Below are 21,085 nucleotides of genomic sequence, written 5' to 3' on the forward strand. Positions count from 1 at the left end.
CTCCCTCAGTCAACGATATCATTCTGAAAACGGGAAAGATGCTCATAAGGAAGGATCATCCTTCCGCGGAACAGTCCGCAGCCATCATTGATCAGGCTGTTGTTTACCGCACCAAACATATTAACGTCCAGCGCAGCAAGATCCAGTCCAAGAAGCCGCATACCCCGCTCATAGGCCTCGTCAAAATAGATACATTCCCCCTGGGGAACCGCGTCCCTTCTCCTGCGTTCACTTTCCTGTTTTTTCTCATAGCTTAAATGGTTGGCGGAACCAATCTCCGCAACATCATCCATTTCTTTGGTCCGCAGCTGTACTTCCATATAGCTTCGGGAACTGTTATCATAAAACGTGATATGCAGAGACTGATAATCATCCTCACTGTTATTACAGATGTAATCCCTATAGTAAGGCTTTGCTTCTCTGCTGAGCAGTGGCGATGTACTTTCCTGCACTCCTCTGGCCGGCTCTGCGGTAAATCCTCTTTCTTCCAGAAATCCCGGAAGTATATTGGCGATCTCATAAAGATAACGAAGCTCTTCTTCTCTGACATTCTCACCATTTTTCAGATGACATCTGGGCATGGCGATAACGATCCTGTAGGCAATAAAATCGCGGAAACAGCTTAACCGTTCCTTGATCTGGGATACAGAAGGATATTCCCCATATTCTTTATAGTAGTCATAAATAAATTCTACTACATATCCGTTAAATTTTTCCTCCGCACGGATCAGGGATTTGATTCTTCCCTTGAAGGTAAACGCCAGAAACGGATATTCCCCTGCCATATATTTATAAAATTCCCGAATCTTCTGAGACTGGGCAGTGAGGAAATCATTATGCTCCAGAAGCTCCTGGATCTGGATCAAAAAATTACAGTGTACCAGATCGATCTCATTGTGTTTTTCCTTCGCCTCTATCCTAAGATCCCGAATGTATTTCTTCAGTATCCGGAGAAGAGTATCTCCGGAATACAGATAATCGTTTAATGTTATCATTTGTGTTTCTCTTTTCTATTTTAGTCTTTTCAAGATCACATATTTACAACAACTGCTGGATGATCTGTGCTCCTGTCTTTTATTTATTTCAGTTTTTCATGGAAAAAATCTGCGATCCGGTTCCATACCTCATCCTGGAAAAACTGGATATCTGCATGGTCTGCACCATCCAGTGTCAGCAAAGTAACATCACAGTCTTTTTTCTCCAGAAGTCCGTATAAAGTTTCCGACTGAACATAAGGAACGACCTGATCGCAGTTGCCATGGATGATCAGAAATGGCGGTGCATCCTTCGTAACTTTGGAAACCGGACTGCTCTGGTATGCCTTTTCTTTATTTAACATGGAATTAAATCCAAGCAGAAGGGATTCTGCGGAAGAAGCACATTTTTCTGCAGATTCACACGGAAATGCGGAAAGATCCGTAGGCGGATACCATGGGCAGGCAGCCTGTACCTTACTGGATTCTTCCAGATACTCTCCCACATCCAGAGCCGGATCATTGTCCAGCGCAGCCATACAGGTAAGATATCCTCCGGCAGACTCTCCCATAACTCCTATCTGCTCTTTGTTGATGCGGAACCGGTCTGCATGGGCTTTCAGATAACGGATAGCTGCCTTTACATCCTGCAGCGGCATGGGATACGGGCCCTGATTGGAAGTACGATACTCCACACTTGCCACTACAAAACCACTGGATGCCAGTCTGCTCAGATAAAGATTATGTGCGGATTTATCCATCATCAGCCATGCGCCTCCGCAGATCCAGAGGATGCAGGGATAGATTTTTCCATCTTTTGTTTCTGGATAGATTATATCCAGTTTCAGATCCCGCCTGCAATGTCCAAACCAGGAATCCACCTGTGCGTAAGTAACATCATTTACTGTAATATACTGAGGCTTCTCTACTGAAAGCTTCAGTGTCTTTTTTTCTGCTTTTATCATAATCTATCTACCTCTTTTCTTCTGATCATTTTAGTTTGTCTTTGAAATATTTTTCTTCTATTTTATCACAATACTGCTTTTTCTGCTTTTATTTTTCGGAGAAAAAGCACTCTTTTTCTGCAAAAGAAATATCTGCATTCTCATTTACAGACATGCCTTACCGCAGGATCTCGTCAATGGTGGAAACGGTACTGAAAGATCCTTTATTCCTTGAAATGATCTCTTTTACTTCCTGCAGTTCAAAATAATTTACATAGCAGATCAAAGTCTTGTTCTCTCCTGCGATCACGCCGGAAGAGTTGATGATGGTACAGGTTTTATTCAGTTCCTCCTTAATATCACAGATGATCGCATCAGGATCCTTTGTGATGATCGTCACCTGTTTCAGTGCCTCAAAATGATCTGTGAAATGATCAATGATGGAAGTCGCCACAATGTATACCAGAAGACTTAAAAGTGCGGAATCTCTGTCAAGAAGTACAAACACAGCTCCATATACACAGGCATTAAATGCGATCAATATGTAGGAAATACTGTAGTCCTTTCCGGAATGATTGTAGATCTTTTTTTACAATGATATTGGCAAAGATCTCAGAACCGTCAATACAGCCACCGTTTCGAAGGATCAGAGACAGTCCCACACCAAGGATCGCACCTCCAAAGGCTACTGCAATAAAATGCTCTGTATTCAGCTCAAAAGGGATTTTTTCAAAGTAGGAAAGACCTATTGTGTAGACAACAAAACCCACGAACGTTTTTACAAAGAAATACTTACCGATAAGAATGACCCCAGCTATGAGAAACGGCAGAAACACAAGCAGCACACATAACGACAGATTATACCCTGTCAGCTTGCTTATAATAATGGCGATTCCGGCAGTTCCGTAATCGATGGCATCATTGGGAAGCAAAATACAGGCAACAGAAAAACTGGCCAGGATTGCTCCCACAATGATCATCAGATATGAAAACACTGTCTTAATCTTTTTGTTCATAAAGGCCTCCTCTTTGTAAGCAAAATTGTTTGTCAACAATAACAAAAAGCTGTTATAATAGATTTTCTCTATTACAACAGCTTTGTTTTCCTACTTTTGGAATGGATTTATTATATTATAAGTTTTTTTCTCTGTCAACGCCCTCAGACAATTTCACAGCTTTTCTTTATCAGTAAACCTGTATCCTGCTTTCTCAGATCTGATACCAGCGGATCTCATTAGCTTCCAGATGAAGGTCAAAGCTCTTTCCATCCCCTGTGTAAACCGTAGTGTCCTGTGGCTCATAGGTGTTGTTTACCACACAATACTTTTTATTTTTCACATAAGCATGTACTTCCACATTATAATTGGAAGAAAACCAGCAGAAAAGCTCATTTTCTGCCGCTGCTGACCAGAGCACAGCACGATAAAGGATACGGCTGTTGCAGAAGCTGTACGGAAGTCCGCTGATGTAAACACCTCTGCCTTTTCCGAAGGTTTTTACTGCCATCTGGACTTCCTGGTCCTTCTGGATAAGGATCTTCGTATCCGGAAGTGCGAAGATATTCTTTTTCCCCTCACCGAAATCTACGGTTCCGTCTGTATCCTTCAGGATAAAATGATCTTTATGCTCTTCCCAGTTGTATTTATCGGTATTAAGATTAAATCCTCTTTCTTCCTCTACACCAAGGATGTCATCCAGCTGGAAGAATTTTCCCTGCCACTGATGAGCTGCCGGTTCACCGACGCCAATAAATCCGCCGCCATTATAGACAAATTTCCGCACAGCTGTAAGAATCTTCGGATCTGCCCAGTTCTCACCACCGGACTGTGCAGTATCCGCATCACCTACATTGATGATCACATCAAAATCATTCAGCAGATCTTTATCCTGACGGATATCATCAAAGCTGATAAAGGACACATCAAAAGGCGCACCGCTTAATGCCTCGATAATTCCGAAATAGGAATAATTCTGCTTGTAATAGATGGCATGATGTACCATATGGTTGCCCCAGGAGCGCATTTTTCCCCAGCAATTTAAAACAGCCACACGTTTTACACAGTATGGTGTGGTTCCCTGGATATTGTCGTAGAGCACACGGAATTCCTGGCAGACTTCCTTGATATACTGTACAAAATCCGGAAATTCCAGAGCCAGTTTCAGATAACCGCCGTATCCAATTCTCTGGATCGGACTTCGAAGGATAGCTCTTCTTGCAGTCACCCAGTTTACTTTTGCCTCTTTTACAGGATCCCCGCCCTCATGGAAGGTGTCCGGGAAAAAGTACGGCAGAAATCTTCCCTCTGTATATTTTACATGTTTAATATCACTGAACAAACGTAGGGTCGCTCCGTTTCCGACGCTTCCCACTACCGCATCCAGCCCGATGGAAGCAAACTCATCCATAAAGGGCTCCATACCGATCCAGTGATCACCCATGAACATCATGGCCTCTTTTCCGTATTCATGGACAATGTCTACCATTTCCTTTGCAAGCTTCGCCACTTCCCGTCTCTGGAAAGCTTGGAAATCTTTAAATTCTTTTGATGGGATACGGTAGGTGTTGTTCATATATCCCTGATCAATGATAAACTCCGGACGGAACTTATATCCCACTTCCTGCTCAAACTGTTTCAGGATATAGGGGCTCACCGAAGCGGAATATCCAAACCAGTCTACATATTTTTCCCGTGCCATCTCATCAAAGATCAGTGTGAACTGGTGAAAAAATGTAGTAAATCGTACTACATTCACATAATCATGGGAATCCAGAAATCTGCGGAGGCGATTCATGGAATGTGCACGTGTTGCCGGCTGACGCACATCAAAAGTGATCTGAGGTTCTACATCTTTCCAGTCATTGACAACTGCATTGTACATATGTACCGGATCCCACATGATATATGCAAGAAAGCTTACCGTATACTCATGAAACTCTTTCGCCGGCCTGATCACAACATTTCCGTTTTCTTCATCGTATGACCATTCCTCTGTACTGACAGCTTCCCCTGTAGTCCGGTCAATGACTTCCCACCATCTTCTGATATCATCTCTTGTATTCACCGCCAGCATATCCGGATACAAATGATCCATCAGATGGATCTCCAGAGTATCCGACACTGCCGTGTGAAAAGATGTCATGATATACATCTGCTGGATTTCTTCCGGATGGGCCTTTGCCCAGGCATTATCCTTTCTGGTGGTATAATAAGTTGCATAAATCTTTGCGCCGGTTTTCTTCAGCTCTGCCGGAAATTCCGTTCCGTCACAGTCACGGATGGCATCTGCACCCCACTCATCCAGCATTTTCAGTGTCTCCGGGATCACATCCAGATCTGTCGGAATGGTCACTCTTCCTTTTGTTTCGCTCATCACTTTACCTCCATTGTAAAAATTCCTGTTTTTTTATTTCTGATATTTTTTCACGATCGTCTGCATAGTATCCCATTTCTGTTCCATATCAGCCACCAGCTTAAACTGTGTGCGGCAGCGGTCCAGATTGTGTTCTTCCCGGTCGATCTTAAAATAATGATCTCCTTCCAGATAATCGGTAAGAAAGCGAATGCCACATTCATAAGTCATCACCTTAGCTCCCATGGGAAGCATCTCGATCTCTTTTGCACTAAGCTTATCTCCACAGCTTTCCAGAAAGCCTTTTACATAGATTTCATAGAGCTCCATATCACAGGAAACTTTGCTTAAATCTTTCTCATCCTCCAATGCAGTGCTGGCCCCGAAACGAATGGAATCTCCAAAATCATTCATGGCAAGTCCCGGCATAACCGTGTCCAGGTCCACTACACAGATTCCCCTTCCTGTTTCCAAGTCGATCATAACGTTATTCAGCTTCGTATCGTTGTGCGTTACCCGAAGGGGCACCTCACCTTTTGCCAGAAGCTCACCGAATACATTTGCCAGATACTCATGCTGAAACGCAAATGCGATCTCTTCTTTTACGGATGCGGCACGATGGCGGCTGTCCTTCTCTATGGCATTTTTCAAAGTCTGAAAACGTTTCTTTGTATCATGGAAATCCTTTATCGTTTCATGCAGAGTCTCTGCCGGGTAATCTGCCAGCATTTCCTGGAATTTTCCAAATGCAACTGCACTTTCATAAAAATCCTCCGGTTTTTCCGCCAGATCATAACTTACTGCATCGGTAATAAAAATATAAGCTCTCCAGCATTCTCCGTTTTCATCTGTCAGGAATGCCTTCCCGTCCTTTGTCGGAATCAGGTTCAGAACCTCCCGTTCCGGATCTCCTCCCTTCTGAAGAACTTTCTTTTTCAGATGCCCGGTGACTCCGGCAATATTCTCCATCAGTTCTTCCGGTTTCTGAAAGATCTCCCGATTGATCTTCTGAAGGATCACCTTAATGGACCCCATCTCTCCGATCCGATATCTAAGCATATAGGTTTCGTTGATATGCCCGCTTCCGCAGGGGCCGCAGGAAACCAGTTCTCCGGTAAATGCAAACTGATCCGCTATTCTTTTTATCTCTTCTTTTGGTGTACCTGCCATTTTACCTTCTCTTTCCCAGACAGCAGTAAAAAGCATACCGTCCGAAAACAAATATACTTTATACTTTTGCTGTGATTTTTTTACTTTGATTATTTTTTCCGCTTTAAGATCCTGGTGGCAAGCGGAGCCATATTTTCATCCGTTGATCCGTAGAGAACTTCGTAATCCCCCGGGACAGAAACCGTTTCTGTCTTTTCTCCGAAGTTCTGGATAAATAGATATTCCGTATCCTTATTTTCTCTGGTTGTCACAGAAATACCTTCCGGTATAAATGTAAGCGGCATCTTCACGCCTGCTTCCTCTGCTGCCCTTCCCAGAAAATCCTCATAAAAGGCTGCTTCCATATCTGCCGCCACATAATAAACATGGCCCTTTCCGTATTTCTTGTGAGTCAGTACCGGATACCCCTGATAGAAATCCCTTCCATAACGCAGCAGTACTTCCGCATCGGAAACCTTTGCAAGCTCACAGAGATTTTTGCAGGTATAGCTTTCTGTAATTCTGAGATGATTTCCTGTTTCCGGGATACCTACGTTTTCTTCCCAGTCATAAAGTGCATCGATCTCTTCCGTACGGATACCGGCTGCTTCCATCAGCCCGTGAGGGGTTCCCTCCAGATAGCATTTATCTGTTTCATCTACAAGTCCGGACCAGTAGGAAATTACCAAAGTACCACCGTTTTTTGCAAAAGCGCGAAGCTTTTCGGCATATCCATGATAAAACATGTAGGCCATCGGTGCCGTTACCAAACGGTACCGGGACAGCTCATGTTCCATATTGATGATATCTGTATTATAGCCTTTTCTTCGGAGAGCACGATACTGTTTCAGTACATTTTCCTGATAATGCATATCCTCGTTTCGAGGTCCCTGCGCATCCTTCAGCGCCCAGTCATTTTCCCGGTCATAGAGAACAGCCACTGGAGACTTCGTCACGCTTCCAGCAGTTTCCCGGATCTGCTCCAACGCTTCTCCTACCTCTGTCACTTCGCGGAAAATACGAGTATCATCCCCACCGTAGTGATCGATCACCGCACCATGGAATTTCTCAGAGGCTCCCTGGCTCTGACGAAGCTGGAAATACAGAACACTGTCTGAACCATGAGCAACTGCCTGCAGAGAGGCAGCCAGATGTATTCCTGGTTTTTTCAGCTTGTTGATAGGCTTCCAGTTGGTCGCAGAGGGACAGGATTCCATCAGAAGAAACGGTGCTTTCTTGATGCTTCGCATAAGATCATGCTGCATGGCTCCGTCCAACGCTGTGGTATAATTGTCTTTTTTATGCCAGCTTGGATAATTATCCCAGGATGCAATATCCATAACATCCTTAAATTTTTTATAGTCCAGTCCGTTGTAGTCATACATCAGATTGGCAGTTGCCGGAAGCTCGGAACCACCTGCACGGATCGCAGAAATCTCATGCTTCATAAAATCCACAGTCCTGTCTGTAACAAAACGTTTCCAGTCCAAGGTAAGTGCATGAAGAGCATTTTCCCCCTTTGGCGAAGGACTTTCGATCTGATCAAAGCTGTTATAGGTATGGCTCCAAAACGTTGTGCACCAGCTGGAATTTAAATTTTCAATGGTCCCGTATTTTTCTTTCAGCCATTCCCGGAATTTTTCCCGGCACAGAGGACAGTGGCATTCTCCGCCATATTCATTGGAAATATGCCACAAAAGCACTGCGGGATGTTTTCCGAAACGTTCAGAAAGCTTCTTATTAATATTGTAGACTTTTTCCCTGTATACTGGAGAAGTATAACAGTGATTATGTCTTCCACCGAAAAATCTTCTTGTGCGATCCGGATCCATGCGAAGAACTTCTTCATATTTATCTGCCATCCATTTCGGTCTTGCTCCGGATGGTGTGGAAAGTATCGTATAAATTCCTTCTTTATACAGATTATCGATCACTTCTTCCAGCCAGTCAAAGTTATATCTTCCCTCTTCTGGCTCCAGCACTGCCCAGGAAAACATTCCCATGGAAACGGTATTGATATGGGCTTTTTTGAAATATTCGATATCTTTTTTCAGAATATCCGGTCTGTCCAGCCACTGCTCAGGGTTGTAATCGCCGCCGTGCAGATAATGGCTGTATCTAATCTGCTCTGCCATTTTTTATCTCCTTATGATTTGATTCACATCAAGCGGACAAAAGCATCCTCTTCTCTGAGAAAATTTATACCAGACAACTGATCCACAGTTGATCTGGTATAAAAAGAATGCTGCGTGATCCAGTTAAAGCATATTATACAATATACCTACAGATTTCGGCAGCATCCTTTTTGTTTTAAAATTATTTTACAGCTCCGGTAATACCCTCTGCGAACTGTTTCTGTAATACGAAGAATACGATCATGGTCGGAATGGAACAGAATAATACGCCGCACATCAGCATGCCGTAATCCGTTACATATCCTGTGATCAGATTGGCGATCAACATCGGCATGGTCATCGCCTTATTATCTGTCATGATTACCTTCGGCCACAGATAGGAATTCCATGCATTCATAAATGTGATAACTGCTGCCGCCGCATAAGTAGATTTCATAGTCGGGATAAACATCTGGAAAAAGATCCTTACCTCGCTTAATCCGTCAATCCGTGCTGCCTCAATGATATCGATAGGAAATGCTCTGGCATTCTGACGGAACATCATGATCATAAATGGTGTGGAAATGATCGGAAGGATAAAACCTACCGCTGTATTTAAGAGTCCGGCTTTTGAAAACATCTTAAATAAAGGAACCATCGTTGCAACCTGCGGAACCATCATTGCAAGAAGCAGGGTGGAAAACAGTCTGTCTTTCCATCTGTCATGATATACCTCAAAGCCATAACCTGCGATAGAACAGATCAGAAGGCAGATCACTGTAGTAAGAACTGCATAAAACAGAGAGTTTCCAAGAGCTCTCCACAGCGGCTGCTGTGCAGTCAGGTTTTTAAAGTTCTGCATAAAATATGTACCCGGAAGGATACGGCCTCTGGATACATCTGTGGATGTATTGGTTGCCGCAGAGATCATCCAATACAGTGGAAATACAGAGATAAATGATACGATGATCAGAAAAATATATGTAGGGATCAATCTTCTCTGAATTGCGGATTTATTCTTTTTCTCAGTCACGTGTATCACCTACTTTCAAATTGATAAAGGCCAGGATCGCTACCATGATAAATATGATAAATGACATTGCTGCCGCATATCCGAAGTTTGGCACGTTGATGAAGCATGTATTATAAACATAATGGGACATTGTGATGGTTGAGTTCGCCGGGCCACCTTTTGTCAGGTTGACAGACTCATCAAACAACTGCAGTGTACCATTGATCGACATAATAAATGTCATGATAATTGTCGGTTTCAGAAGTGGTACGGTAATTTTCCAGAAGGTCTTCCAGCCATTGGCACCATCGATCTTTGCTGCCTCGTATACAGAATATTCAATATTCTGAAGACCTGCCAGATAGAACACCATGTTATATCCTGTCCATCTCCAGATCAGTGCGATGATGATCACGATCTTTGCACTTGTGGAGTTACCCAGGAAGTTATAGCCAGTTGTTAAAATTCCAAGTTTGATCAGGATGCTGTTGATCAGACCGTCTGTTGCAAACATAGAACGGAAGATCAGAGAATAAGATACAAGAGATGTTGCACATGGAAGAAATACACATGTACGGAAAAAGCCTTTAAATTTCAGATCCTTGTTATTCAGAAGCTGTGCAAGCAGGATCGCAAGGACCAGCATGATCGGTACCTGAATAATAAGATACAGGAAAGTATTGACGATGGACTGCTGGAATACCTTATCCATCATGATACGTTTATAGTTACTGAAGATCGGATCCGCAAACCTCATGTTTGCTCCGGCACCTGTCTGTAAAGAAATGATAAATGCGCGGATCATCGGATAAAAACTCATGACAGCGATCATAATGGTTGCCGGTGCCAGAAAGATCCAGCCGGCCGCTCTTTGTTTCGCTACCAGAGACATGCCACTTTTTTTGGAATTCACAGGAACTCCTCCTTTCAAACATCTAAACCTTTACATAAGACAAGGGACTGCATGCAGTCCCCTGCCCTGTATTTCATTAATATTTCAGCTTTACTCTGTCATCTTGAATGCCAGTGTATCCTGTGCTTCCTGAAGTGCAGATTCTTTATCTGCGCCGTTTACAATATTAACAACAGCTGTGTTGATGCACTCTCTTGCCTCATAGTGGTACGGAGTTTTTGTAAATTCCGGAATGTGTGAAGAGTACTCTACAATTGTTGAGAAGATCGGCTGGTTATTGAAGAACTCGCTTGGCTCATTGTAAACCTCAGACTCACCAGCCGGCAGGTAGCAGGAAATTGCACCTGTTTCCGGAAGGATTGCATCATAGAAGTCTGTGCTGGAACCAAATGTGCTTGCAAGGAAGTCCTCAGCAAGCTCTACATTCTTGCAGTTGGATGTAATGTACCAGGAAGATCCGCCATTGTTTGCATAGTTTGTAGCTGTATCAACGCCGTCAACTTTCGGCATTGTTGTGATCTGCCACAGACCCTTCTGATCCTCTGTTCCCATCAGTGTAGCTGTGATCCAGTTACCGTTAACGATACCGGCAGCCTCTCCGCCTGTGATTGTGGAGATGTACTCATCCCAGTTATTTACTAATTTAACAACATTGTTCTTTACAAGATCCACATAAAGATCTACGCATTTCTCTGCTACATCGTTGCCAACGATATAAGCCTCTCCGTCATCATTTACGAAGTTTGCTCCACAGGACTGGATCATCATCATCAGAGTATCGCCACCTGTTGCTTCACTTGTAAGGAGATATTTACCTGTTTTTTCGTGAACGTCTTTTCCGATCTCCATGAATTTGCTCCATGTGATATCTGTAAGATCATCAATGGTATATCCTGCTTCTTCCAGGATATCTGTACGATAGCAGGCAATTGTTGCACCGTTATCAAACGGAACTCCGTAATGTGTGTCATCTACCATGGAGTAGGACTGTTTCAGTTTTCCGAAATCATCCCAGTTGATATCCATATCCTTCAGATCTGTAAAAGCATCCGGATAACTCTTCAGATATTTCTGATAGCTGTTGTCCTGCATCAGAACGATGTCCGGAAGTGTGCTGTAATCTCCGGCGTTTGCTGCTGTTGTAAGTTTGGTCTGGCAGTCATCAGAAGATGTCTCAACTACATCAACCTTGAATCCTTCGTGATCCTTTGCATACTGCTCACCTGCAATATTCATAGCCTTGATGTTGAAGTTCTGATCCCATGCCCATACAGTCAGGGTGTTATCGTCATCACCTTTTGCATATACTGCTGTAGTAGTTGCAGCAAAAGACATTGCCATGATACCTGTCATTAATACTGCGAGTAATTTTTTCTTCATTTACTTTTCCTCCTTTATTAAGCATTTCCCGTTTGCTTATGAATAGATTATAGCATCCGTATTTCCTCTATAGTTTGCAGAATTGTTCATATAATGTGCAATTTCAACCATTTTATTGATTGTGCACTATTGTCACGCTATATTTTTACAAAAAATATGCACTTTGAGGATTTTTTCTTTTTACATTCGTCAGGATGCCCAAAAAAACCTTCTTTTTTGACATTGTGCGAACATTTTTTGTCAAAAAAGAAGGTTTTTGTTTCTATTTCATAAAATTTTATGTTGTTTTTCATACATATTTCACAAACATTTCTGCATATTATGCAAAATAAACCCTTTCAGGAAACTGCGTTTTCATCGTATGCAGCATTTCCTCTGTCAGATCCAGAAGAAGTTTTATTTTACGTCCATCTTCCTGAATGATCATGGTATAGTAAGGCACATCATCTTCATAAGAGGTATAATCGTATTTTTTCAGTTTCTCCGTTCCGGTATTCTTTTTATATTTTGCCACTTTTTCATGATAGTGAGGTGCTGTCACTTCCATCTCCTCAAGCTTCAGCACGTGAGCTGTTTTACGATATTTTTTACCATAGATCACATCTATGGTCAGTTGTCCGTTTTCCATGGTATATTCATAGTCTCTCTGGCTGAATATGTCATAAGCAAAGTAAAGCAGCGCCAGAAGAAATCCCGGAAGCATGAATGCCTGAGAGATCGTGATACCCATCAGTACAAAAATTGCCGCAAAGATCACCATTACTTTTCTGAGAGCTCCTGACATATGTTTCTTTTTTCTGGAGACCTGCTCCACAATCCTGTAATCGTACATTTCTTACCTCTTTCCATCTGCCTGATCCGCATACAGTCTGATATTTCTATTCTGTCGTGATAGATCCATAGATCTGGTTTTGTTGTTTTACCAGCCTTCCTCTGAATGGATGTCAAACTTAAGAAGCTGCTGTTCATAGTTCTCCGGACGTTTTCTCCACTCCAGAGGTGTCATTCCCGTAACCTGACGAAAATTCCGGTTAAATGTGGAATTGGTGGTAAAACCACACTTATGTGCTATATCTGCAATTGGCTGATCTGTTTTTTTCAGATAATCACAGGCCGCCTGGATACGGATCGTATTGATGTATTCCAGCGGGCTCATCTTCATGTAAGTCGTAAATATCCGGCGCAAATGAGTTTCACTGATATGACAGTATTCTGCCAGTTCGTCAATACGAAGATCCTCCATGTAATGATCAGAAATATAATCCTGGAACCTGGAGATCATATCCATGACTTTTCCTCTGCCTTCGCTGTAACGTTCTTCGCCTAAATCTCGGTTTATCCTTGCGATTTCCACAAGAAGCGATGCCAAAACTCCCTTAGCTTCTTCCAGATAAAATTCCTCTCCATCCCGCATGATATCCAGAATCTTAAGGATCTTACCTGCCATGGATCGGTTTTCTTTTTCATTCAGAAAAAGCGATCTGGAGTTGATCCGCTGAACGATTTTTTCTTTTTTTACTGAATTATTAATAAATTTATCCAGGAATCCTTCTACATCAATAAAAAGATACTCCCAGCGGCTGATAGTTCCAATATCACTGTTTGTGGTATGTGGATAATTGGATGGGATCACCGTAAAATCCCGGTCATGAAACTGTACCTTATCCTCTCCAAGTATCATAAATCCCTGTCCTTCATAGCAGAATCCGATTTCCAGATAATTATGAAAATGGAGATAATCGATATCGTTCCCATAATTCTGAACCCACTTCTGTCCAAGCAATGCAAGGATGGGGCTCCCCTCCGGCATCTTATAATATCGAAGCTCCATTTTGGGTTTTCGTTTTTTTGCCACAAATATTCCTCCGTATGTTTTTTGTTCCGATATTTACTGATCTTTCTGTTATATTACAGCCATACATAAAAAAAAGCAACCTGCAGGATAACAATACTTGATAACTCTTGTTTCTGCAGATTGCAATTTTTATATCAGCTATTTACTTTTTATCTGTTTATTCCTCATCCAGGTAATATCTTCCATATGCATCTGCCGCTTTGATTGCTGCAAATACAGTTTCCGGTGTAACTTCAAATGGCATGTTGTGAAGTGTATCATTCTCCGCACATGCAGTTGTGGCAACTTCCATAAGCTGCTCATCCGTTACCTTCCCAGCTCCAAGCTCTGCCAGAGTAACAGGAAGTCCTACTTCAATGCACCATAAGATGATCTCTTCCAGATCTTCCTGGGGAATATTCTCCAGTACCAGCTGTGTGATGGTTCCGAATGCAACTTTTTCTCCATGATACATATGATGGCATTCTTCCAGTACAGTAAATCCGTTATGGATCGCATGTGCACCTGCAAGTCCTGCACTTTCAAAACCAATTCCAGAAAGAAGTGTATTAGCCTCAATCACTTTCTCAACTGCCGGTGTGCATACGCCTGCTTCCAGAGCTATCTTAGCTTTTACGCCCTCATCCATCAAGGTATTAAAGCAAAGTTCAGCCAGTGCCATGGCAGCCTCTGTTGTCTTACCTCCTGCACAGGAAGTTGCTCCGCTTCTCTTGCATGCCCTTGCCTCAAAATATGTTGCCAGTGCATCTCCCATACCAGCCACAGTAAGACGAACCGGCGATTTGGTGATGATATCTGTATCCATCAGAACAAGATTCGGATTCGCCGGAAGAAACAGATATTTTTCAAAAACTCCTTCTTCTGTATAAATAACAGACAAAGCACTGCAAGGGGCATCTGTAGATGCGATCGTCGGGCAGATAAATACCGGTGTTCCCGCATAGTATGCAACTGCCTTCGCTGTATCAAAGATCTTTCCTCCACCAATACCAATGGTAAGATCACACTGCTCATCTTTTACGATCTTTACCAGACGATCAATCTCACTGTTACAGCATTCTCCGTTAAAATAATCAAAAACCACCTCACAGGTACTCTCAGCAAAGCTCTCTTCGATCGTTTTACCGATTCTTTTATATCCGCCTTTACTGATCAGAACCAACGCTTTTTTTCCACTCTTTGCAGCATAAGTTCCAAGATTCTTCATTTCTCCCGCACCCTGTAAATATTTGGACGGACTGATTAAAATTTTCGCCATTTTATACTTCCTTTCTTTGTTTTCAGAAGTCAGCCTCCGCATCCGGCTTTTGTATTTATATTATAATTGCTGTATTTTTTTATTGCAAGGAGTATTTGAGGATTTATGCAGCATCACCTGAGTTACTGTTACTGTTCACTCTGTTCCTAGTAATATACTTTGTGATCACATGAAAATCAGTTACAGCCAGCTTTCCAGAACATCATTCAGCTTATTCATATCCAGCGGTTTCGCGATATGTCCATTCATGCCTGTATTTTTGGCCAGCTGTACATCTTCTGCAAAAGCATTGGCAGTCATGGCAACAATAGGCAGTTTTCCCTTTTCACCCGGAAGGCTCCTGATTGCTGCAGTTGCCTCATAACCATTCATGACAGGCATTTGGATATCCATAAAAACAAGATCATACGAACCTTTCGGAGAAGCTTCCACTTTTTCAACTGCAATTTTCCCATTTTCTGCCGTTTCCACTTTTGCACCTGTCATCTGTAAAATTTCACCAGCAATTTCTCTGTTCAACTCATTATCCTCAACCAGCAGAATCCTTTTTCCCGTGTAGTCTGATTCTGACAGCTTCTCCAGATAATTTCTTGCTATTTTTTCTTTTCTTCCTGAAGTAAACTGCCGCAGTGTTGCCGTCAGCCGGGAACGGAACAGCGGTTTTGCAATAAAAGCATCTACACCTGCAGCCTTTGCTTCTTCTTCAATTTCGCTGAATTCATAGGATGTCAGTACAATGATGGGGATCTCTTTTCCTATCCGCTTCCGGATCTGTCTGGCTGTTTCTATGCCATCCATCTCCGGCATCTTCCAGTCTAAAATAACAGCAAAGTAATCATCTTTCAACTCATGCCGTGCATAACAGCGCTCAACCGCTTCCCTGCCAGAGAGAACCCATTCACCCATAATACCGATTTCCTTTAATGTTGCAACTGTACTTTCACAGCATGTCCTATCATCATCCACAACCAGGACCGGCAGATTCATCAGATTTCTGTCCTGTTCTTTTTCTTTTTCCTGAAGCTCCAGATAAATTGTTACTGTGATTTTAGTTCCCTTGTGCAAGGTACTGTCCACTTTAATAGTGCCATTCATCAGGTTCACAATATTTCTGCTGATTGCCATTCCCAGACCAGTTCCCTGGACTCTGGTTGTCCGGTGGTCATCCGCGCGGCTGAACGGCTCAAACATGATTTTCTGGAATTCCGGTGACATACCGATCCCATTATCCTCAATCGTAAATTCATAGCATCCAAGTTCTGAAAATCCATTTGGCTTTTCCTCTATGGAAAAAATAATATTCCCGCCATCCGGTGTATACTTGATCGCATTACTCATCAGATTCACAAATACCTGCTGAATCCTCAAGCTGTCACCACAGACAGCCTCATGTTCAATATGATTGATGTGTATATCAAAATTATGTTTATGTTCATCAAGCACCGGTTTCGTAAGTGTAATAAGATTATCTACCAGCTCTGACAGATTGAAATCTTCCTGTGCCAGTGTCATTTTTCCACTTTCAATGCGTGCCATATCCAATACTTCATTGATCAGCCCCAGCAGATGGCGGCTTGATTCTGTGATCTTGCCGAGGCATTCAATGACTCTGTCCTGGCTCTCAACATTTGCTCCTGCGATTGCTGTCAGACCCACAATCGCATTCATTGGTGTCCGGATATCATGGGACATATTGGAAAGGAATTCTGTTTTCGCACGATTTGCATTTTCTGCGGACCGGTAAGCCTCTTTCAGTGCCTGACGGGATTCAATCTCTGCTTTCTTCTCCTGTGTCACATCCATGGATGCCAGCAATACCTTTTCCAGCTTTCCATTCTTCCATTCCAAGGGAATATAAGAAGCGATTTTATAAGTCTTTTCATCCAGGCTGCAATACTCAAACTTATAAATATCATTTTCACTTTTCAGTTTTTTCCGAATATTATCCGGGGCTATCAGGATATCTATAACTTCCAATGGTTCCAGTGTCTTATATTTTTCAAGAACCTGCATCTGAAAATCATGATAAAATCCCAGAGGTTTATATATCATCTGTCCATTCAGATTGTAGAATTCATATCTGTCATTTTCCAGATCACAGACAACAAAGCGGTCAACCAGACGCACTATGCTCTGGATCAGCTGCTCCATGGAAGCATTATCTGCTGCCATCTGCAGATGCCGTGCGCTCTCTACCTTTGTCTCTGTGATATCACGTAGAAAGATCATGGCATATTCTGAATCCTCTATTTCGCCACGTATGACCACATTGCGGACCCATCGTTCTTCTCCATTCAGAGTGATACGGCACTCTAAAGCCAATTCGGTTTCCAGCCCCTTCAGCCTTTCTGCAATATAACCACGGTCGTAAAAAGAGGATACCGCCTTCTTATCTGTCTCCACAACATAGGAATCCACAAAATGCCGGATCAATTCATCCCACGTATGACTCTGTTCAAAGACGGTCATCAGGGACGGTTCAACCTTAAAGGTATCAAAAGTATTCGCTTCCAGATTCACATAATACTCGCACAAATCTGCTTTCGTAAAAGCCCGGTGGAAAGCAGCAGATTTTTGTGCCTGCATGATTTCTTTTTTCTCCCCATCAATGTTAATAAAAATCCCGGCAATCCTGCTGGCAGAACCATCCAGACGGCGTATTACTTCTGCCGATGCCCGAAACCACTGGTATTGATTATCCTTCATTCTCATACGATACTCTACCTGGTATTTTATCTGGTTCGTCTTATCCTTAATTGCCGCCTGAAGCTGCACCATTACTCTTTCTTTATCCTGTGGATGCAGAAGATCTGACCAGGATTCCAGTTTATTCGGAAAGTCCAGGGTGTCATGATAGCCAAGCATTTTTCGAAATTCATGACTCCAGTTTGCATTCACAATCTCACTGTTTTCGTCACAGTCAAAATACCAGAAGCCGGAACAGATAGCCTCATTGAGCAGTGCCAAATTTATATGATCCCAGTTGACCTGTACGGACATAACCCAGATCTGTCTGCCCGCCTCATCTGTCGCATCCTCTTTACAAAGCCGTACATTATTCACTGTACCGTCTGCTGCAAGGATCTGTGCTTCCCCTGTTCCGTGAAGCTGCAAAAAACGGTCTCGCTCCAGTATATCTTCCTCGTCATAAAAGAAATTTCTCAATGAGCCTTTTGTCTGTTCCATGAAAGTATCGAATGTATATCCTGTACTATGCAACAGCAGATTATCCACAGACAAAATAGACAGGTTTTGGTCATAAGATCCTGTCATTATACCTACCCCGCCATTATTTTCCAGTGTTTTCTGTACGGCCTGTGACATGGCCTGTGTCTGCCCCGTTACAGTCTCACCTAAGGAATATATTTTGTCTTCATAATTTTTCATTTTATAAAAGTCCTCTCTCCGTCTTATGCCTTCTTCATCCTGCTTTTATCTGTATACAGAAAACCTGTCCCTGCTAGTTTCGTTACCCATTTTTGCATACAAAAAGGACATCTGCCAAAATCTGCCAGTGTCCCTACTATATTCTTTAAAATCACACATCTATATAGTATAAAAGGTATCGGAATCTCTTCTGTTCAAACATCTTTTCCATATATTATGATGATATGGAAACAGTGGCAACCGGCTGACATGGTCAAACTTTCTGACTTTAGTCCCTTCTGGCTTTGCGACCCTGCCTTTCAACAGGTTTGCCTTTAAAATAATTTTCATTTTTTCCAAAAATAAAATACCATGTGGTTTTTCTTACGTCAATAATATTTTGGTGGAAAATTTACATATATTTTAACCGAATCAAGTAACTCCCCTGTGGAGGTTACGAAAAGCAATAAGCAGTGGGTGAGGACCTCTCTATTCTTTTTAGTGCATGTTCAACAAAAATCCTTGATTTTACTGACTTTGCTGAACAGTTAATAAGTTACATATATCTACAAAATAGAGTTTTCTGGATATGAAGTGACTTCATGGAGTCCATTTCTGATGATTTTAGGTACAAGAAATAAAACGTCTTTGTTTCTTCTTATGAAGGCCTTCCTGTTTCCCAAATCCACCTACAGTAACTAACCTCTCATGTCTACCAGGATCACCATCCTCTGACGAGTCCTAAATTGTCGGGTAGAAACACCTATTACTAGGTATATCCCCCACAGATCCGTACGTGCCCAATTCAGGCATACGGCTCTTCACGACACTTATGCCTCAGATTATCCATATAGGCTCACGGCTGTATACCAGGTCTCTTATTTCGGCATAAATGCCTTCTGGCATGTATGGGATTGAATATCTCCCATCCACAACTAGTTTTGCGATTGTTTTCGGATCTTTTGAATCTGTTTTCTTTGGACTGTTATCATCAAGTTCCTTGATCTTCTTAACCGAGAATGGATTGACCATTACTAATCTTTTCTGATGATCATTTACATACTTCACAAACGCAAACCAGTAATGACCTGTTGGCTCGCAGCCGATCAGAACTGCAGTCTTTTTATTCTCAGTCTTAAGTGTCTCTGCCCAAAGGTTGAAAGAATTGAACCCTTCCAGATCGTTATGAAAAGAAAAAATACGTTTTGTAAGTTCGCGTCCTCTGTTATCAAAAGCTCTTGCATAATGTATCTGGCTTCCTATATCAACTCCGACAACCATTGTTGAATCTGTTACTTGCTCAATCTTTTCATTCTGTGTATAATTCATTTGGAACCTCCAGTGCTTGATTGTTTTGTTTACATCCGCCAAGATGCAACTCAATCATACCTTGAGGTTCTTTTTTATTCAATTGGCGCTTTTTATGAATTACAGGAATGCTCCTTTCAAGCATATTCAGCACTTATATATTGCTTCCCAAATATTTTAAAGAAAAGCGTACCACTATTTTAATGATACGCTCATCATTATTAAATCACTTCAAAATGCTTCAATGCATCCTTTATTGCTTCAACCTTCTCTGGAGTTGGATGCTTCCTCGGCTGTTTCAATTTCTCTACCGCATTAGGAGCATCGTACATCGGCAAGCCTAAATCTCTCTTTACCTCTGCAATATATGCGGTATGTACTTTGAAGCCGTATTTAGCTTCTATGTACTCCTTTATCATTTTGTAGGTCACTCGTTCTTTGGGCTTATAGCTTTCCGCTCTTTTAGCAATATTATCAAGTGGAACTTTTCCCTCACCCTCGCCAAACTCAACTTTTACGTTGATATGTCCGTCTGGCTTTTTGTGGGAAAGCAGTACTACCGTCTCCACATGCGGTGTCGTTTTTCACTGCTTTAACAGTACGCGAACCCGCATAGTTACTGAGTTTTTACACCCTTTGACAGGTTGCTAATATCTGCAATCATAAGGTTAAGACATGGCGTACAGACCGTTTGACTTTGTAAACGTGTGGCGGGTACGCCGATATTTTGTAACACTTTTATAATACAAAATTATTCTAAATACTGCTACCATATTTGGTAATATATCAGTACGCCGATTTGTTTTGGGCATTTTTGCGAATGGCATTAACACCCTTTCAATGTTCACTTTTATTGAAACCGATATTTTCCTTTTCCATGTCCTGTTACAGGTACGATTACCTCACTATCAACCAACAGTTTTATTAACTTGGAAGCTCTTGATGGCTTTAATCCAGTAATTTCTTCAACTATCGTTCTTCCGAAACAATTTTCTTTTCCACATTTTGAAAATATTTCTACTGTATGATTTATTGTTTTTTCTGAAATCGTATCTGAGAAAGAAAGTAATTTATTTCGAATGTCCACTTTTGTGCTTTCAATGTCCACTTCTCCACTCTTAATGTCCACTTTTACTCTTTCAATGTCCACTTCTTCTGTATATACTTTTGCCATGGATGCCGTTCTCCTTTATCTGATGTTCCTATTGTAACGCAAAGATAAAGAAAAAGCGAATCAGGCAGACAGGGTATTCGTCATTTTTACTAATAGATGAATACTCTGAAAACCTCAAAAAACTATTAGTTTTTCGGGCTTTTCAGAGTACTTATCCACAAGCCCTGTAAAGGGGCCTGAAAGTACTCCTGAATAAATGAAGGCAGCGGAATTATGAAAAGTGGATAACTCTTTTTCGGGACTTATGATGATTGGAAGATGTTTTTTTATTTTCTCTGTTTTGCACA

General features: G+C 41.9%; 16 protein-coding genes, 1 pseudogene and 1 riboswitch. All 17 genes and pseudogenes read right to left on the minus strand.

Annotation, left to right across the window (positions count from 1 at the left end; genetic code table 11):
- Positions 1 to 5: 5 nt before the first annotated feature.
- The 17 genes and pseudogenes from DMI82_RS08035 to DMI82_RS08110 all read right to left on the minus strand — a co-directional run bounded on the left by DMI82_RS08035 (position 6) and on the right by DMI82_RS08110 (position 20,798).
- A complete protein-coding gene (locus DMI82_RS08035) occupies positions 6 to 995 on the minus strand; it encodes a Guanosine polyphosphate pyrophosphohydrolases/synthetase (protein WP_015524396.1) in 990 nt (329 codons plus the stop codon).
- Between the two features lie 83 nt (positions 996 to 1,078).
- Positions 1,079 to 1,939 carry an alpha/beta hydrolase gene (locus DMI82_RS08040; RefSeq protein ID WP_110103021.1) on the minus strand — a complete coding sequence of 287 codons (861 nt, stop codon included), beginning with the start codon at positions 1,937 to 1,939 and terminating at the stop codon, positions 1,079 to 1,081.
- Positions 1,940 to 2,096: 157 nt separating this feature from the next.
- Positions 2,097 to 2,459, minus strand: coding sequence for a YitT family protein (locus DMI82_RS20445; protein ID WP_021651754.1), 363 nt, complete (start codon positions 2,457 to 2,459; stop codon positions 2,097 to 2,099).
- Positions 2,446 to 2,934, minus strand: a complete 489-nt coding sequence (locus DMI82_RS20450) for a YitT family protein (protein WP_255620649.1) — start codon at positions 2,932 to 2,934, stop codon at positions 2,446 to 2,448. Before DMI82_RS20450 ends, DMI82_RS20445 begins: the two co-directional genes overlap by 14 nt.
- Positions 2,935 to 3,127: 193 nt before the next feature.
- Positions 3,128 to 5,290, minus strand: a complete 2,163-nt coding sequence (gene gnpA, locus DMI82_RS08050) for a 1,3-beta-galactosyl-N-acetylhexosamine phosphorylase (RefSeq protein ID WP_110103022.1) — start codon at positions 5,288 to 5,290, stop codon at positions 3,128 to 3,130.
- Between the two features lie 33 nt (positions 5,291 to 5,323).
- Positions 5,324 to 6,439, minus strand: coding sequence for a phosphotransferase enzyme family protein (locus DMI82_RS08055; protein ID WP_015524392.1), 1,116 nt, complete (start codon positions 6,437 to 6,439; stop codon positions 5,324 to 5,326).
- 89 nt (positions 6,440 to 6,528) lie between these two features.
- Positions 6,529 to 8,553 (minus strand): beta-galactosidase, encoded by a 2,025-nt coding sequence (locus tag DMI82_RS08060; RefSeq protein ID WP_110103023.1) that lies wholly within the window; start codon positions 8,551 to 8,553, stop codon positions 6,529 to 6,531.
- Positions 8,554 to 8,734: 181 nt separating this feature from the next.
- Positions 8,735 to 9,565, minus strand: a complete 831-nt coding sequence (locus DMI82_RS08065; RefSeq protein WP_021651760.1) for a carbohydrate ABC transporter permease — start codon at positions 9,563 to 9,565, stop codon at positions 8,735 to 8,737.
- Positions 9,558 to 10,457 (minus strand): carbohydrate ABC transporter permease, encoded by a 900-nt coding sequence (locus DMI82_RS08070; protein ID WP_022426329.1) that lies wholly within the window; start codon positions 10,455 to 10,457, stop codon positions 9,558 to 9,560. Before DMI82_RS08070 ends, DMI82_RS08065 begins: the two co-directional genes overlap by 8 nt.
- A 90-nt stretch (positions 10,458 to 10,547) precedes the next feature.
- On the minus strand, positions 10,548 to 11,837 hold the full coding sequence (locus tag DMI82_RS08075; protein ID WP_015524390.1) for an ABC transporter substrate-binding protein: 1,290 nt from the start codon (positions 11,835 to 11,837) through the stop codon (positions 10,548 to 10,550).
- 319 nt (positions 11,838 to 12,156) lie between these two features.
- Positions 12,157 to 12,669 (minus strand): hypothetical protein, encoded by a 513-nt coding sequence (locus DMI82_RS08080; protein ID WP_021651763.1) that lies wholly within the window; start codon positions 12,667 to 12,669, stop codon positions 12,157 to 12,159.
- Positions 12,670 to 12,756: 87 nt separating this feature from the next.
- Positions 12,757 to 13,692 (minus strand): helix-turn-helix domain-containing protein, encoded by a 936-nt coding sequence (locus DMI82_RS08085; RefSeq protein ID WP_227573734.1) that lies wholly within the window; start codon positions 13,690 to 13,692, stop codon positions 12,757 to 12,759.
- Between the two features lie 157 nt (positions 13,693 to 13,849).
- On the minus strand, positions 13,850 to 14,950 hold the full coding sequence (locus DMI82_RS08090; protein ID WP_044961632.1) for a glycerol dehydrogenase: 1,101 nt from the start codon (positions 14,948 to 14,950) through the stop codon (positions 13,850 to 13,852).
- A 180-nt stretch (positions 14,951 to 15,130) separates the two neighbouring features.
- On the minus strand, positions 15,131 to 18,337 hold the full coding sequence (locus DMI82_RS08095; protein ID WP_110103024.1) for a hybrid sensor histidine kinase/response regulator: 3,207 nt from the start codon (positions 18,335 to 18,337) through the stop codon (positions 15,131 to 15,133).
- A 232-nt stretch (positions 18,338 to 18,569) separates the two neighbouring features.
- Positions 18,570 to 18,660: riboswitch (cyclic di-GMP riboswitch) on the minus strand.
- 493 nt (positions 18,661 to 19,153) lie between these two features.
- Positions 19,154 to 19,645, minus strand: a complete 492-nt coding sequence (locus DMI82_RS08100; RefSeq protein ID WP_110103025.1) for an IS110 family transposase — start codon at positions 19,643 to 19,645, stop codon at positions 19,154 to 19,156.
- A 200-nt stretch (positions 19,646 to 19,845) separates the two neighbouring features.
- Positions 19,846 to 20,202, minus strand: a pseudogene (locus DMI82_RS08105) (23S rRNA (uracil-5-)-methyltransferase RumA); the annotation flags it as partial.
- Between the two features lie 272 nt (positions 20,203 to 20,474).
- On the minus strand, positions 20,475 to 20,798 hold the full coding sequence (locus DMI82_RS08110) for a hypothetical protein (RefSeq protein WP_015524383.1): 324 nt from the start codon (positions 20,796 to 20,798) through the stop codon (positions 20,475 to 20,477).
- Between the last annotated feature and the right edge of the window lie 287 nt (positions 20,799 to 21,085).

The organism is Blautia sp. BCRC 81119 (assembly GCF_003184505.1).
Lineage (GTDB): Bacteria > Bacillota > Clostridia > Lachnospirales > Lachnospiraceae > Blautia_A > Blautia_A fusiformis.

Bases quoted from the DNA above. Each gene is read 5' to 3' on its own strand.
- DMI82_RS08060 (WP_110103023.1), bottom strand. From the start codon at position 8,553: ATGGCAGAGCAGATTAGATACAGCCATTATCTGCACGGCGGCGATTAC.
- DMI82_RS08035 (WP_015524396.1), bottom strand. From the start codon at position 995: ATGATAACATTAAACGATTATCTGTATTCCGGAGATACTCTTCTCCGG.
- DMI82_RS08090 (WP_044961632.1), bottom strand. From the start codon at position 14,950: ATGGCGAAAATTTTAATCAGTCCGTCCAAATATTTACAGGGTGCGGGA.
- DMI82_RS20450 (WP_255620649.1), bottom strand. From the start codon at position 2,934: ATGAACAAAAAGATTAAGACAGTGTTTTCATATCTGATGATCATTGTG.
- DMI82_RS08055 (WP_015524392.1), bottom strand. From the start codon at position 6,439: ATGGCAGGTACACCAAAAGAAGAGATAAAAAGAATAGCGGATCAGTTT.
- DMI82_RS08095 (WP_110103024.1), bottom strand. From the start codon at position 18,337: ATGAAAAATTATGAAGACAAAATATATTCCTTAGGTGAGACTGTAACG.
- DMI82_RS08075 (WP_015524390.1), bottom strand. From the start codon at position 11,837: ATGAAGAAAAAATTACTCGCAGTATTAATGACAGGTATCATGGCAATG.
- gnpA (WP_110103022.1), bottom strand. From the start codon at position 5,290: ATGAGCGAAACAAAAGGAAGAGTGACCATTCCGACAGATCTGGATGTG.
- DMI82_RS08040 (WP_110103021.1), bottom strand. From the start codon at position 1,939: ATGATAAAAGCAGAAAAAAAGACACTGAAGCTTTCAGTAGAGAAGCCT.
- DMI82_RS08100 (WP_110103025.1), bottom strand. From the start codon at position 19,645: ATGAATTATACACAGAATGAAAAGATTGAGCAAGTAACAGATTCAACA.
- DMI82_RS08080 (WP_021651763.1), bottom strand. From the start codon at position 12,669: ATGTACGATTACAGGATTGTGGAGCAGGTCTCCAGAAAAAAGAAACAT.
- DMI82_RS08110 (WP_015524383.1), bottom strand. From the start codon at position 20,798: ATGGCAAAAGTATATACAGAAGAAGTGGACATTGAAAGAGTAAAAGTG.